We start from the raw sequence: 14465 nt of genomic DNA, 5'->3' as shown, positions 1-14465 counted from the left end.
GACTCAGCGGCTCTGCGCGGAAACCGGGGTCGCGCTCTCGGCCAGCACGGTGACGCCCTCGGCGCTCACCGAGAGGAAGCCGCCGGCCACCTCGTACGAGACCTGCTCGCCGCCGGCCAGCTTGATGCGGACCTGACCGGGCTCGGCGAGCTGGCCGAGCAGCGGCGCGTGACCCGGCAGGACACCGAGCTCGCCCTCGGTGGTCCGGGCGACGACCATCTCGGCCTCACCGGACCAGACCTTCTCCTCGACGGCGACGAGCTCGACGTGAAGCTGCTTTGCCACGCTGTCTCCTTGCTGCGGCGGCGGATTGCCGAAAGTCTAGTCGTGCCGCCGCGCCGCCCCCAACGCGGGTGGCGAGAGCTGCGCCACGGCTACTTGGTCTTGTTCTGGAATTCCGGGTGCTCGAGCAGGAACGGGTCCAGTTGTTCATTGTGCAGGGCGGTGAAGAAGTCCGGGACGCCTGCCTGGAACTGCTCACCCTTGTAGGTCTTGCCCTCGAAGAGCCCGCCACCGGGAAGCTTGATCATCTGGATGGTGTTCGGGCGGATGTTCTTGAGGGCGAGCCCGAAGTCGACAACGCTGTTGCCCCGACCGTTGAAGATCAGTGACTGGCCGGCGGCGCGCAGCACCTTGTCCAGCTTGATCGGGTTGGCGACCACGTCGGCGCTGAACGCCTGCCCGACCATCGCCTTGACGAACTGCTGCTGGTGCCGCTGCCGGCCGTAGTCGGCGTCCGGGACACCGTTGCGCTCGTAGCGCTGCCGGACGTAGTCCAGAGCCTGCCACCCGCTGAGGTGGTGGTTGCCCTTCTTGTAGACCGCCTGCGGGCCGATGTAGCCGTAGCCGTGCGGGTTGCCCGGCCGGGGCTTGCCGTCCGGCTGCTTGTGCTCCGACTTCACGTCCCGCTCGACGTACATGTCGACGCCGCCCATCGCGTCGACGATCTTTTGGAAGCCGGTGAAGTTGATGATGGCACCCGCGTCGAACCGCTTGATGCCGGTCACGTTCTGCACCGTCGTGGCCAGCAGCTCGAACCCCCGCGCCGCGTCGGGGTTCTTGCCGGGCACCTGACTGCCGAACGACATGGCTGCGTTGATCTTCGTCGACTCGCCGTTGAAATTGGCCTTCTTGAAGGCCGGAATGTCGACGTAGAGGTCCCGCGGCAGCGAGAAGAGGTAGGCCCGGTCCATCGACGCCGGGACGTGCAGCACCATGATCGAGTCGGCCAGCGGCGCCGCCGTCGGCGTACGCGGGTCGATGCCGACCAGCAGGAGGTTGAGCGGGCCCTTGATGTCGCTCTTCTTCTCCTTGGCGCCCGCCGCCTGGTCACCGAAGAGGTCGGCCTTGCCGACGGCGCCCTCGTAGCGGGCCATCAGCACCTCGGTGCCGACCAGCACACCGCCGCTGAGCATGGTCAGCACCAGGCCGAACACGGTGCACACCTTGGCCCAGCGCGGCACGCCCCGCCACATGGACGACTTGCGGCCCTTCTTGCCGGCCTTACCCACACTCATCTCCGTTCGCTACGCCCACGCAGAGGAGACGGGCTCACGTCGTCGAAAGGTTGCACTCGTCCGCGCTCGTGATGGCGAACGCGCGGACCGACCGTATCTCGGCTGCCACGTGAGTGACGACCACGAGTAACGGACCGCGACGATGGTAAGACGTGAAGATGAACAAAAGACTGCCCCGACATTGCCGGGGCAGTCTTTTGCGGTACGGGTACGACGAGGGCTGTCAGGCCTTCATCAGCTCCTCAGCCTTGGCTTCCAGGTCCTCGAGACCGCCGCACATGAAGAACGCCTGCTCGGGGAAGTGATCGTACTCACCCTCGCTGATCTTGCGGAACGCCTCGATGGTCTCCTTGATCGGGACCGTCGAGCCCGGCACGCCGGTGAACTGCTCCGCCGCGTAGGTGTTCTGCGAGAGGAAGCGCTCGATCCGCCGGGCCCGGGCCACGGTGATCTTGTCTTCCTCGGAGAGCTCCTCGATACCGAGGATGGCGATGATGTCCTGCAGGTCCTTGTAGCGCTGCAGGATCCGCTTCACCTCGGTGGCGACCTGGAAGTGCTCCTGGCCGACGAACTCCGGGGCGAGGATCCGGGACGAGGACGCCAGCGGGTCCACGGCCGGGTAGATGCCCTTGTCGGAGATCGACCGCTCCAGGTTGGTGGTCGCGTCGAGGTGGGCGAACGTGGTGGCCGGGGCGGGGTCGGTGTAGTCGTCCGCCGGCACGTAGATCGCCTGCATCGAGGTGATGGCCTGGCCCCGGACGGAGGTGATCCGCTCCTGGAGCTCGCCCATCTCGTCGGCCAGGGTCGGCTGGTAACCCACGGCACTCGGCATCCGGCCGAGCAGGGTGGAGACCTCCGAACCCGCCTGCGTGAAGCGGAAGATGTTGTCGATGAAGAGCAGCACCTCCTGCTTCTTCACGTCGCGGAAGTACTCCGCCATGGTGAGCGCGGAGAGCGCGACCCGCAGACGCGTGCCCGGCGGCTCGTCCATCTGGCCGTAGACCAGCGCGGTCTTGTCGATGACGCCGGACTCGGTCATCTCGGCGATCAGGTCGTTGCCCTCACGGGTGCGCTCACCCACGCCGGCGAAGACCGAGGTACCACCGAAGTTACGGGCAACCCGGGTGATCATCTCCTGGATGAGCACCGTCTTGCCCACGCCCGCGCCGCCGAACAGACCGATCTTGCCGCCCTTGACGTACGGGGCGAGCAGGTCGATGACCTTGATGCCGGTCTCCAGCATCTCGGTCTTCGGCTCCAGGTCCGCGAAGGCCGGGGCCTTGCGGTGGATACCCCAGTGGTCGTCCGGGTTGAGGGTCTCGCCCTCCTTGAGGTTGAGCACCTCGCCGATCGCGTTGAACACGTGGCCCTTGACCGCGTCGCCCACCGGAACGGTGATCGGCTTACCGGAGTCACGAACCTCGGCGCCGCGAACCAGACCGTCCGTCGGCTGCATCGAGATCGCGCGGACCAGGTTGTCACCCAGGTGCTGGGCGACCTCCAGGGTCAGCGTCTTCTCACCGCCGGACAGGCTCACGGTGACGTTCAGGGCGTTGAACAGGGCCGGCATGCCGTCGCGCGGGAACTCGGCGTCGACGACCGGGCCGATGACCCGGACCACGCGACCCGTGGCCGTCTTGGTCTCTACTGGTGCAGTCATCACACTTCACTTCCCGACGCGGCAAGCGCGTTGGCGCCGCCGACGATCTCGCTGATCTCCTGGGTGATCCCGGCCTGACGGGCCGAGTTCATCTCACGCGTGTACTTCTCGATCATCTCTTCGGCGTTGTCGGTGGCGCTCTTCATCGCCCGCCGCCGTGCCGCCGACTCACTCGCCGCCGACTCCAGCAACGCCGCGTAGATCCGCGTGTTGATGTACCTCGGCAGGAGCGCGTCGAGCAGCGCCTCCGCCTCCGGCTCGAACTCGTACGCCGGCAGCAGCCCCTCGGAGCGCGGCCGGTCCTCGACCTGCATCGGACCGATGACCTTGGTAACCGGGTTCTGCGTCATCAGTGAGTGGAACTCGGTGTAGACGATGTGCAACTCGTCCACGCCCCGCACCCCGTCCGCGCCAGCGCCACCGTCGACGTCGTCCGCGCCGGCCGTGAACGCCTTGATCAGCGTCTCACCCACGGCGCGGGCGTCCTCGAACGACGGCTGCTCGCTGAACCCGGTCCAGTTCGCCTCGATCGGCCGGTCGCGGAACCGGTAGAACCCGACACCCTTACGTCCGATGACGTAGAGCACCGGCTCCTTGCCGTCCGCCCTGAGGCGGGCGATCAGCGACTCGGCCATCCTGATCGCGTTGGAGCTGTAACCGCCGGCCAGGCCACGGTCGCTGGTGACCAACAGGACGCCCGCCCGCCGCACCCGCTCGCGCGGGGTGAGCAGCGGGTGGTCGATCCGCGCGTTGGACGCCAGCGCCGTGAGCACACCGGTGATGGCCTCGGCGTACGGCAGGGACGCCTGCACCCGCGCCTGGGCCTTGGCGATCCGGCTCGTCGCCACGAGCTCCATCGCCTTGGTGATCTTCTTCATCGACTTCGCCGAGCGGATTCGTTGACGAAGAACGCGTACCTGGGCCGCCATCAGATCAGCTCTCGGCCGGGCGGTCGGTCGCGCCGTCGCGGAAGCGGGTCACCGTCTCGCGGTTCTCGTCACCCTCGAGCGGAGCGGCCGGCGCGTCGTTGACCTTGCGCTCGTCCTCCTTGTTGAGGAAGACCTGCTTGAACTCGCCGATCGCGGTGTCCAGGGAGTTGATGATGTCATCGCCCCACTGGTTGTCGGCGATCGACGCGAGGACACCCTCGTGCTTGTGCCGCAGGTACTGGAGGAACTCCGCCTCGAAGCGCCGCACCTCGCCGACCGGGATGTCGTCGAGCTTGCCCTCGACGCCGGACCAGACCGAGACGACCTCTTCCTGCACCGGGTACGGCGAGTAGTTCGGCTGCTTGAGCAGCTCCACCAGACGCGAACCCCGGTTCAGCTGGTTCTGCGAGGCCTTGTCCAGGTCGGAGGCGAAGGCGGCGAACGCCTCCAGCTCGCGGTACTGGGCCAGGTTGAGCCGCAGCGAGCCGGCGACCTTGCGCATCGGCTTCACCTGGGCGGCGCCGCCGACCCGGGAGACCGAGGTGCCGACGTTGATCGCCGGACGAACGCCCTGGTTGAACAGGTCGGTCTCCAGGAAGATCTGGCCGTCGGTGATCGAGATGACGTTGGTCGGGATGAAGGCCGAGATGTCGTTGGCCTTCGTCTCGATGATCGGCAGACCGGTCATCGAGCCGCCGCCCAGCTCGTCGGAGAGCTTCGCGCAGCGCTCCAGCAGGCGGGAGTGCAGGTAGAAGACGTCACCCGGGTACGCCTCACGGCCCGGCGGGCGACGCAGCAGCAGCGACACGGCACGGTACGCCTCGGCCTGCTTGCTCAGGTCGTCGAAGACGATCAGAACGTGCTTGCCGCCGTACATCCAGTGCTGTCCGATGGACGAGCCGGTGTACGGGGCGAGGTACTTGAAGCCGGCCGGGTCGGACGCCGGCGAGGCGACGATGGTGGTGTATTCCAGCGCGCCCGCCTCCTCCAGCTGCCCCTTGATCGAGGCGATGGTGGAGGCCTTCTGGCCGATGGCGACGTAGATGCAGCGGACCTGCTTCTTCGGGTCGCCGGTGCGCCAGTTGTCGCGCTGGTTGAGGATGGCGTCCAGCGCGACGGTGGTCTTGCCGGTCTTGCGGTCACCGATGATCAGCTGCCGCTGGCCCCGACCGATCGGGGTCATCGCGTCGATCGCCTTGATGCCGGTCTGCAGCGGCTCGAACACCGACTGCCGGGACATCACGTTCGGAGCCTGCAGCTCCAGCTCGCGGTAGCCCTCGTCGGCGATGTCGCCGAGGCCGTCGATCGGCTGGCCGAGCGCGTTGACCACGCGGCCGAGGAACGCGTCGCCGACCGGAACCGAGAGCACGCGGTCGGTGCGCTTGACCCGCTGCCCCTCCTCCAGCTTGGCGGAGTCACCGAGGACGACCACGCCGATCTCCCGCACGTCGAGGTTCAACGCCACGCCGAGCGTGCCGTCCTCGAACTCCAGGAGCTCGTTGGTCTTGGTCGAGGGCAGGCCCTCGACGTGGGCGATGCCGTCGCCGGTGTCGGCGACGGTGCCGACCTCCTCGCGGGAGACGTCGGACGAGTAGGAGGAGACGTAGCGCTCCAGGGCGCCGCGGATCTCCTCCGTCGAGATGGTCAGCTCGGCCATCCTCTGCTTCCTTAAAATTCAGGGGCCCGGGATACCTAGTACCAACCGGTCCGAATGGCGTCTGTCAATCCAGGCGCTGCGGCGGCGGAGCCGCCCCAACGGTGAGGCGGCGGAACCACCGCATTGCTGGCGGTGAGCCGTTCAGCGCTTCGCGAGCGCGTTGCGTGTCTCGTTGAGGCGGCGCAGGATGGTGCCGTCGTACAGGTCGGAACCGACCCGGACGCTCACGCCACCGAGAACGGCGGGGTCGACCGTCTGCTTGACGGACACCTCCCGACCGTATATCGCGGCGAGGCTCGCACCCAGTCGACGCTCGTCCTCGTCACTCAACGGGGCCGCGACGGTCACGTACGCCACCTGCCGGTCACGCCGGTCGGCGGCCAGCTCGACCAGCCGGGTGAGCGCTCCGGTGAAGGAACGCCCGCCGAAGCCGGCGAGCGCAGCCTCGACGAGGCTGACGGTGACCGGCCGGGCCTTGCCGGCGAGCAGCTCGCGAGCCAGGGTGGCCCGCTGCTCGACCGGGGCGACCGGGTCGGCGAGAGCGTTGCTCAGCGCCGACTGACCGGACACGACCTGACCGAAGCGGAACAGCTCGTCCTCCACCTCGCCCAGCTCACCGGCGGAGTCGGCGCTGGCCAGCAGCGCCTCCACGCCGAGGCGCTCGGTGCCGTCGAGCAACTCCGACGGTGCCGACCAGCGGCCCGAGACCAGCGTGACGAGCAGGTCGAGCGCGTCCGCGCCGATCCGCCCACCCAGCATGTCGCCGAGCAGCGCGCCGCGGTCCGCGCCGGAACGAGCCGGGTCGGACAGCGCCCGACGCAGCCGCGGCTCACGCCGCAGCAGGGTCGCCACGGAGAGGATGGCGTCGGCGGTGGAGGCCACCGCCGACGGCTCCGCGCCGCGGACGTACGCGTCGAGGCCCTCGGCCGCGACCTTGTACGACTCCCGGCTGGCGGCCTGCATCAGCGGGCCCCCGTGCTCTCGAGGCCGCTCAGGAACCGGTCGACGGTGCCCTTGCGCCGCGCCTCGTCGGCCAGCGACTCGCCGACGATCTTGCTGGCCAGGTCCACCGCGATGGTGCCGACCTCCGCGCGCAGCTCGCGCACGATGGTGGCCCGCTCGGCGGCGAGCGCGTCCTTGCCGGCCTGGATGACCCGGTCGGACTCTTCCCGCGCCTTGGCGAGGATGTCCTGCCGGATGCCCTCGGCGTCGGCCCGCGCGTCGTCACGGATCTTGGCGGCGTCGGTCCGCGCCTCGGCGAGCTGGGCGCGGTACTGCTCAAGCAGCTGGTTCGCCTCGGCCTGGGCGGCCTCGGCGCGCTTGATGCCGCCCTCGATCGCGTCGACCCGAGCCTGGAACGTCTGCTCCATACGCGGGAAGACGAACTTCATCAGCACGAAGCAGAGCACGGCGAAGGCGACCGTGCCGACCACGATCTCCTGCCAGATCGGAATGATCGGGTTGTGGTCTGACTCACCACCCTCGGCGGCGAGGAGGAACAACATGGGTGACCTCCCGGTCGGAAGGGGCGGGTACTACTTGGCCCAGATGAAGCCGAAGGCGATGCCGAACAGGGCGAGCGCCTCGATGACGGCGAAGCCGATCCAGACGTACGGCAGGGTCATGCGCGACGACTCGGGCTGCCGGGCGGTCGACTGGATGTAGGCGGCGAAGACCAGGCCAACGCCGATGCCCGGGCCGATGGCCGCGAGGCCGTAGCCGATGGCGGCGGTGCTGCCGTTGACCGCGGCGAGAACGCTAACGTCCATTGGTGTGGTTCCTCCTGGTTATCACGCGTGACTCTCACGCGGGACGACAACGGGTGGTGCGTGGATCAGTGCTCTTCGGCGAGAGCGCCCTGGATGTAGCTGGCGCTCAGGACCGTGAAGACGTAGGCCTGCAGGACGATGACGAGCGCCTCGAGGAGGGTCAGCGCCACGGTCATCACCCAGGAGACCACCGAGACCGGCGCCAACCAGGCGTTGGCGTTGAGCATCGCGAAGCCGCCGAGCGTGAAGACCAGCAGGAGCATGTGGCCGGCGAACATGTTCGCGAAGAGACGAACGGCCAGCGAGAACGGCCGAATGATGAAGGTCGAGAACGCCTCGATCGGGATCAGCAGCGGCAGGATGTACCAGGGTGCCGGCGGGATCAGGGCGTGCTTGAAGTACTTGCCGAAGCCGTGGTGCCGGATGCCGATGTAGTTGAACAGCACGTAGCTGATCACCGCGAGGATCGCCGGGAAGGCGATGTGCGAGTTCGGCGAGATCTGGAAGAACGGGATGATCGCGAAGGCGTTCGTCACCAGCACGAAGCAGAACAGCGTCGTGAAGTACGGGGCGAACCGCACGCCCTGGTGCCCGATCATGTCGACCGAGATGTTGTTGCGCACGAAGCCGTAGATCGACTCGGCGAACCACTGCTTCTTGGTCGGCACCAGCTTCGGGTTCCGGTAGGTCGCCAGGAAGAAGATGATCAAGGCGCCGACCGCGATCCAGATCATCAAGGTGAACTTGGTGAACCACGGAGCGTTCTCCGCGCCCCAGGGCACGATCGCGGGCAGGTAGAAGTCCTCCACACTGGGTGGGAATGCCGCCTGGCCCGCTGCCAGGACGTTCGCCTGTCCGAACACCGCGTCCCTTCCTAAGTAGGCGTGCCGAGTCGGCGGATGACCAGGATGACGCCCCCAGCCATGCCGAGCACGAAGCCGATCCCGGTGGCGACGCCACCGGTGTCGAGCCACTGGTCGACCAGCCAGCCGATGAAACCCCACACGAGCATGCCTCCGATGAGGTAGCTGAGCGCGGTCCAACCCTGACCGGCGCCGGACGGATAGTCGTCCGGTTGACCGGCGGGACGGGGGGTTTGGTCATCAGCCATGACGGGGCGAACGATATCAGCCGGGAAGACGAGGCTGTGCCTCACCCCCCGCACAACCGTCGTTGTGTGGGCTTCTCGTGGGCGCCGTCGTCTGTGGGCACGCTACTCCCCTTCCGCCCGTCGGAAAATGACCGGAGGCCGACACATTGCCGCGCGTCCGCTAGGTGGGACACCCGTGTCGACGACCAGGTCAGCCGGAGCGGCGGGCGTGCACCGTGGTCAGCCACCAGAGGTGCGCCGCTGTCCACACTGCCACCCCGGCGACGATGCCGAGGCAGAGCGGGACCAACCCCGCCCAACCGGTCGACGCCACCGCCACCAGGACGACACCCAACAGGGTGAACTTCAGCACGTACAGCCCCAGCCCGAGCGGCAGCAGCAACTGCGGGTTGACCTGGTCGGCCCGCGCCAGCACCACCGTCGTGAGGGTGTAGCTGAGCACCGTCACGCCCACCCCGGCCGCCGCGCCGAGCGCGCCCGTCGCGCCACCGGTCACCCCGCCCACCACGGCCGCGACCACGGCCAGCGCCGCCGACGCGGCCAGCAGCACCGGCAGGTGCCGCAGCCGCCACCGCCCGTCGCTCGCGGGCTCGACCACCCCGGGCTCAGCCACGGGGGTACGCCGGGAAAGCCGCGACCAGTTCGGCCACCTCGGCGCCGATCGTGCTCAGCGCGTCGGCGCCACCCGGTTCACCCGGGTTCGTGCGTACCGCGCGGGCGATCAGGGCGGCCACCTGCCGCAGCTCACCCTCGCGCAGGCCCTGCGTGGTGACGCTCGGCGTGCCCACCCGGATACCCGAGGCCACCAACGGCGGCTGCGGATCGTACGGAATGGCGTTCTTGTTCAGGGTGATCGAGGCGGCGTCGCAGCGGGCCTCGGCCTCCGCGCCGGTCACCCCCAGCTCCCGCAGGTCGATCAGCGCGAGGTGGGTGTCGGTGCCACCGGACACCGGGCGCATGCCCTCGTCGGCCAGCCCGGCGGCGAGCGCCTGCGCGTTGCGCACCACCTGGGCGGCGTACGTCTGGAACTCGGGCTGGGCCGCCTCACGCAGCGCGACCGCCTTGGCCGCGACCGCGTGCATCAGCGGGCCGCCCTGGGTGAACGGGAAGACCGCCTTGTCGATCCGCTGGGCCAGCGACTCGCGGCAGAGGATCATGCCGCCCCGGGGGCCGCGCAGCACCTTGTGGGTGGTGGCGCAGACGACGTCGGCGTACGGCACCGGCGACGGGATGGCCCGACCGGCCACCAGGCCGATGAAGTGCGCGGCGTCCACCATCAGGTACGCCCCGACCTCGTCGGCGATCTCCCGGAACCGGGCGAAGTCGATCAGCCGGGGGTACGCGGTGGCCCCACAGATGATCAGCTTGGGCCGGTGCGCGCGGGCCAGATCGCGTACCTCGTCGTAGTCGATCAGCTCGGTGTCCGGCCGGACCGGGTAGCCCACCGGGTGGAACCACTTGCCGGAGAAGTTCACCCGGCTGCCGTGGGTGAGGTGCCCGCCGTGCGGCAGGTCCATCGCCAGCACCGTGTCCCCCGGCTGCACCAGCGCGGCGTACGCGGCCAGGTTGGCGCTCGCCCCGGAGTGCGGCTGGAGGTTGGCGTGCTCGGCCCCGAACAGCTCCTTGGCCCGGGCGATGCCGATCTCCTCGGCCCGGTCCACCTCGGCGCAGCCGCCGTAGTAGCGCCGACCCGGGTACCCCTCGGCGTACTTGTTGGTCAACGTCGAGCCGAGCGCGGCCAGCACCGCCGGCGAGGTCAGGTTCTCGCTCGCGATCAGTTGCAGGCCACCCCGCAACCGGTCCAGCTCACCGAGGACCACCCCGGCGATCTCCGGATCGGTGGCCCTGAGCTGGGCGAAATCCGGCCCCCAGAAGGTGCTCGTCTCGGTCTCCACAGCGAACGAGTCTAGGGCCTGTCGCACAAGGGCGGCCGGCCAGTTCCTGTGCGACGGGCCCTCCGGGGCCGCACACTGGGACCCGTGAGATGCCTCGTCACCGGAGCCACCGGATACATCGGCGGGCGACTGACGCCGCTGCTACTCGCCGACGGGCACACCGTGCGCTGCCTCGCCCGCAAGGCCGTACGCCTGCGCGATGTTCCGTGGGCGGCGGCGGCCGAGATCGTCGAGGGTGACCTGAGCCGGCCGGAGACACTGCCCGCCGCCTTCGCCGACGTGGACGTCGCGTACTTCCTGGTGCACTCGCTCGGCCGGGCGGACTTCGAGGCGGCCGACCGGACGGCGGCGACGAACTTCGCGGCGGCGGCCCGCGCGGCCGGCGTACGCCGGATCGTCTACCTCGGTGGTCCGGAGCCGGCGGCCGACGCGGAGGTCCCGTCGCCGCACCTGCGGTCCCGGGCCGAAGTGGGCCGGATCCTGCTCGCCAGCGGCGTGCCCACGGCGGTGCTCCGCGCCGCAGTGATCATCGGCTCCGGCTCGGCGTCGTTCGAGATGCTGCGATACCTGACCGAGCGGCTGCCCGCCATGGTCACGCCACGGTGGGTCCGCAACCGGATCCAGCCGATCGCGGTCCGCGACGTGCTGCGCTACCTGGCCGGCTGCGCCACCCTGCCGCCCGAGGTCAACCGCGGCTTCGACATCGGCGGACCGGACGTGCTGACCTTCCGCGACATGATGGACCGCTACGCCCGGGTGGCCGGGTTACGACGACGGATCATCGTGCCGGTCCGGCCCCTCACCCCGTCGCTCTCGTCGCACTGGGTCGGCCTCATCACCCCGGTACCGAACAAGATCGCCCGGCCGCTGGTGGAGAGCCTGATCCACGAGGCCGTGGCCCACGAACACGACATCGCCCGGTACGTGCCCGATCCGCCCGGCGGCCTCACCGGCTTCGACGACGCCGTGCGGCTGGCGCTGGCCAAGGTGCGCGACGCCCAGGTGGAGACGCGCTGGTCCACCGCGAGCGGCACCGACGCGCCCGCCGAGCCGCTGCCCAGCGACCCGGACTGGTCCGGCGGAACGGTGTACACGGACGTACGGGAACGGGCGGTGGACGCCTCGCCGGCCGCGCTCTGGCGGGTCATCGAGGGCGTGGGCGGCGAGCACGGCTGGTACTCGTTCCCCCTCGCCTGGTCGGTACGCGGCTGGCTGGACCGGCTCGTCGGTGGTGTGGGGCTGCGCCGGGGCCGGCGCGACCCGCACCGCCTCCAGGTCGGCGAGGCGCTGGACTTCTGGCGGGTCGAGGAGATCATTCCGGGCGAGTTGTTGCGGCTGCGCGCGGAGATGCGGCTGCCCGGCCGCGCCTGGCTGGAGATGCGGGCACTGCCGGCCGAGAACGGCCACAGCCGCTACCAGCAACGCGCCGTCTTCCTCCCTCGCGGCCTCGGCGGTCACGCCTACTGGAGTTCGGTGACCCCGTTCCACGCCGTGATCTTCGGCGGGATGGCCCGCAACATAGCCCGCAACGCCGAACAATCCCCCTAACCCACCCCGCGCCCACACCGCCCACGCCGCCCACGCCGCCCACGCCGATCTTGCACTTTGTGTTGTCGTTTTGCGGCCTTGGCACCCTAAATCCCCGCAGAAACTGCAAGATCGGCGCGACGGAGTCGGCAGGGCGGGGCGGGGCGGGGTCAGTTTGTGGTTCGGGCGGCGGTGACCTGGAAGGCGGCCCGTTCGCTTGGCGGGACGAAGTCGCGTACCGGCTGGTCATGCAGGGCACGGGAGAGGACCTCGCCCACCCCGGTCACCATCCGGGCCTGCACGGCCTGACCGACCGCGTCGCGCGGGTCGTCCGGGTTGGCCGCCATCGAGGCGACCACCAACTGCGGGGTGAAGGCCACCACCGTCTCCGTCTCGTACCGCTCGGAACTGCCGGTCTTGCCGGCCACCGGGCGGCCCAGCCGGGATCGCAGATCGGGAGCCGTGGCGCCGTCGCACCGCCCGTACATCGACTGGTCGCCCACCGGGCAGCGGGCCGCGTCCGCCGCCGCCCGGGCCACGTCGGTGTCGAGTACCTGCCGACAGTCCGGCTTGGCGGCATCCACCGGCCGGCCGGCCGAGTCGTTGATCGAGACCACCGGCAGCGGCGCGCACCACGTCCCCTCCGCGGCCACCGTGGCGTACGCCGTGGCCAGGTCCAGCGGGGTCGTCGCGGCGACACCCAGGGTGAACGGGCCCCAGTCCTTCGCGCCGTAGCGGGCCAGCCGCTCGTCGGAGTCGGCCCGCAGCACGATGCCCAGCCGCTCGGCCATCTCGACCACCCGGTCGGCGCCGACCCGCTCGGTCAGCCAGGCGAAGTAGGTGTTCACCGACCGGCCGAACCCGGTCCACATCGTGCGGGGGCCGTCCATCGCCGACGGACTGGCGTTCGCCGGGCACCAGCGGCCGTCACAGCTACCCGCACCGGTCGCCGGGAAGCGGGTGAGCAGTTGCGTCGGCGCCGTGAACTCGGTCGACAGCGGCATGCCGGATTCCAGCGCGGCCAGCATGGTGAAGAGCTTGAACGTCGAACCGGCCTGATACCCGTCGATGGCCCCACCACCGGCCACGAGCTGGTTGACCGTGTTCGGATAGTTCTTCTGTCCGACCGGGTTGTCCTCGACGCTGTAGTTGCGGTTCACCGACATCGCCAGCACCCGGCCGGTGCCGGGCTGCACCACGGCGGTGGGTACCGCCCGCGCCTCGGTGGGCCGGTAGATGCGCAGGACCTGCTCGGTGGTGGCCTGCTGCACGGCCGGATCCAGCGACGAGACGATGGAGAACCCGCCCCGGCGCAGCGTGCGCTGTCGCTCGTCGGCGCTCGACCCGAACGCCGACTGGCTGCTCCACCAGCGGGTGAACCAGTCGCAGAAGAAACCCCAGTCCGAATGCCCGTCGGGCACCCCCGTGCAGTCGTTCGGCGTCTCGCTGGGCCGCAGCTGCAGCGGCTCGGCCTGTGCCGCCGCCGCCGCGTCGGCGGGGACCTGATCCGTCTCGACCAGGCGCTCCAACACGTACGTCCGGCGGTGCAGGGCGCTGTCGGCATCCCCGTTGATCGGGTCGTCACTGTCCGGCGACCGGACCAGACCAGCCAACAGCGCGGCCTGGGGCAGGGTCAACTCAGCCGGCGAGACCGAGAAGTAGCGCTTGCTGGCCGCACCGATCCCGTACGCCCCGGCACCGAAGTAGGCGATGTTGAGGTAGCGGGTGAGGATGTCCTCCTTGCTGAGCTCCCGCTCCAGCGCCAGCGCGTACCGCATCTCCTGGAGCTTGCGGGCGGTGGTGAGCTCGGTGGCCGCCTGGCGCTGCCGCTCGGTCAGCCGGGGATCGCTGCTGAGCACGTTGCGGACGTACTGCATGGTCAGGGTGGAGGCGCCCTGCCGGGTCTTACCGTCGCGCTTGTTCACCGTGAAGGCGCGCACCACACCGCGCAGGTCCACCCCGCTGTGCTGGTAGAACCGGACGTCCTCGGCGGCCACGATGGCCTGGCGCATCACCGGGGCGACCTCGCGCAGCGGGACCTCCACCCGGTCCTCCTGGTAGAAGGAGGTGATCAGGGTGGTGCCGTCGTTGGCGTAGAGGTTGGAGCGCTGCGCGGTAGGCGGCGTGCGGAGCGTGTTGGGCAGCTCCGAGTACGGCGTGGACAGGGCGCTGAAGCCGATCCCGAAGACCAGGGCGGCGGGCAGGGCGGCCCCGGCCAGCACCAGTCCGGCCAGCACGCCGGCGATCACCACGGTCAGCAGTTTGTCGAGTCGGGCCCGGATCATCAGCTCTCCCCGCAGGAGCCGGTCACGCTAGGACCCGTTCAGAATGACCCGGAACGCCCCTTTCGCCCCTGGTTTTCCCCAAACCCGGAGGAAACTCGCACCGCGCTCAGGGCAG

The 14465-nt window shown here is 69.6% G+C and carries 14 protein-coding genes; 1 reads left to right on the top strand and 13 read right to left on the bottom strand.

Annotated elements, in window-relative coordinates; all coding sequences use genetic code 11:
- Positions 1 to 3: 3 nt before the first annotated feature.
- The 12 genes from ACIBTX_RS24005 to glyA all read right to left on the bottom strand — a co-directional run bounded on the left by ACIBTX_RS24005 (position 4) and on the right by glyA (position 10538).
- Entirely contained in the window at positions 4 to 285 is a 282-nt protein-coding gene (locus tag ACIBTX_RS24005; protein ID WP_355052864.1) for a F0F1 ATP synthase subunit epsilon, read from the bottom strand.
- A gap of 89 nt (positions 286 to 374) precedes the next feature.
- Positions 375 to 1517 (bottom strand): LCP family protein, encoded by a 1143-nt coding sequence (locus tag ACIBTX_RS24000; RefSeq protein ID WP_357133989.1) that lies wholly within the window; start codon positions 1515 to 1517, stop codon positions 375 to 377.
- A 223-nt stretch (positions 1518 to 1740) separates the two neighbouring features.
- Positions 1741 to 3177 carry a F0F1 ATP synthase subunit beta gene (atpD, locus tag ACIBTX_RS23995; RefSeq protein ID WP_357133986.1) on the bottom strand — a complete coding sequence of 479 codons (1437 nt, stop codon included), beginning with the start codon at positions 3175 to 3177 and terminating at the stop codon, positions 1741 to 1743.
- Complete coding sequence (locus ACIBTX_RS23990; RefSeq protein ID WP_357133983.1) at positions 3177 to 4106, bottom strand: F0F1 ATP synthase subunit gamma; 930 nt, start codon at positions 4104 to 4106, stop codon at positions 3177 to 3179. The genes atpD and ACIBTX_RS23990 overlap by 1 nt, the downstream gene beginning before the upstream one ends.
- A 4-nt stretch (positions 4107 to 4110) precedes the next feature.
- Positions 4111 to 5763 (bottom strand): F0F1 ATP synthase subunit alpha, encoded by a 1653-nt coding sequence (atpA, locus tag ACIBTX_RS23985; protein WP_357133980.1) that lies wholly within the window; start codon positions 5761 to 5763, stop codon positions 4111 to 4113.
- Positions 5764 to 5904: 141 nt separating this feature from the next.
- Positions 5905 to 6726, bottom strand: coding sequence for a F0F1 ATP synthase subunit delta (locus ACIBTX_RS23980; RefSeq protein WP_357133977.1), 822 nt, complete (start codon positions 6724 to 6726; stop codon positions 5905 to 5907).
- Complete coding sequence (locus ACIBTX_RS23975; RefSeq protein WP_112584053.1) at positions 6726 to 7265, bottom strand: F0F1 ATP synthase subunit B; 540 nt, start codon at positions 7263 to 7265, stop codon at positions 6726 to 6728. The genes ACIBTX_RS23980 and ACIBTX_RS23975 overlap by 1 nt, the downstream gene beginning before the upstream one ends.
- A gap of 33 nt (positions 7266 to 7298) precedes the next feature.
- The gene (locus ACIBTX_RS23970) at positions 7299 to 7532 is read right to left on the bottom strand and encodes an ATP synthase F0 subunit C (protein WP_357133974.1); all 234 of its coding nucleotides are present in this window, start codon (positions 7530 to 7532) and stop codon (positions 7299 to 7301) included.
- A 65-nt stretch (positions 7533 to 7597) separates the two neighbouring features.
- Positions 7598 to 8395 carry a F0F1 ATP synthase subunit A gene (gene atpB, locus ACIBTX_RS23965; protein ID WP_357133971.1) on the bottom strand — a complete coding sequence of 266 codons (798 nt, stop codon included), beginning with the start codon at positions 8393 to 8395 and terminating at the stop codon, positions 7598 to 7600.
- An 11-nt stretch (positions 8396 to 8406) separates the two neighbouring features.
- Positions 8407 to 8643 carry a hypothetical protein gene (locus ACIBTX_RS23960; protein ID WP_355052858.1) on the bottom strand — a complete coding sequence of 79 codons (237 nt, stop codon included), beginning with the start codon at positions 8641 to 8643 and terminating at the stop codon, positions 8407 to 8409.
- Positions 8644 to 8833: 190 nt separating this feature from the next.
- Positions 8834 to 9256, bottom strand: coding sequence for a hypothetical protein (locus ACIBTX_RS23955; protein ID WP_357133967.1), 423 nt, complete (start codon positions 9254 to 9256; stop codon positions 8834 to 8836).
- On the bottom strand, positions 9249 to 10538 hold the full coding sequence (gene glyA / locus ACIBTX_RS23950; protein WP_357133964.1) for a serine hydroxymethyltransferase: 1290 nt from the start codon (positions 10536 to 10538) through the stop codon (positions 9249 to 9251). The genes ACIBTX_RS23955 and glyA overlap by 8 nt, the downstream gene beginning before the upstream one ends.
- Positions 10539 to 10622: 84 nt before the next feature.
- Here glyA and ACIBTX_RS23945 point away from each other — a divergent pair, with 84 nt between their 5' ends.
- Positions 10623 to 12086 (top strand): SDR family oxidoreductase, encoded by a 1464-nt coding sequence (locus ACIBTX_RS23945; RefSeq protein ID WP_357174580.1) that lies wholly within the window; start codon positions 10623 to 10625, stop codon positions 12084 to 12086.
- Positions 12087 to 12235: 149 nt separating this feature from the next.
- Here the strand turns inward: ACIBTX_RS23945 and ACIBTX_RS23940 are convergent, their stop codons facing one another.
- Positions 12236 to 14350 carry a transglycosylase domain-containing protein gene (locus ACIBTX_RS23940; protein ID WP_357398105.1) on the bottom strand — a complete coding sequence of 705 codons (2115 nt, stop codon included), beginning with the start codon at positions 14348 to 14350 and terminating at the stop codon, positions 12236 to 12238.
- Positions 14351 to 14465 lie beyond the last annotated feature (115 nt).

The sequence above is a fragment of the Micromonospora sp. NPDC049359 genome (assembly GCF_044466585.1).
Taxonomy (GTDB): domain Bacteria; phylum Actinomycetota; class Actinomycetes; order Mycobacteriales; family Micromonosporaceae; genus Micromonospora.
This window is presented reverse-complemented; position numbering and strand designations above follow the sequence as displayed.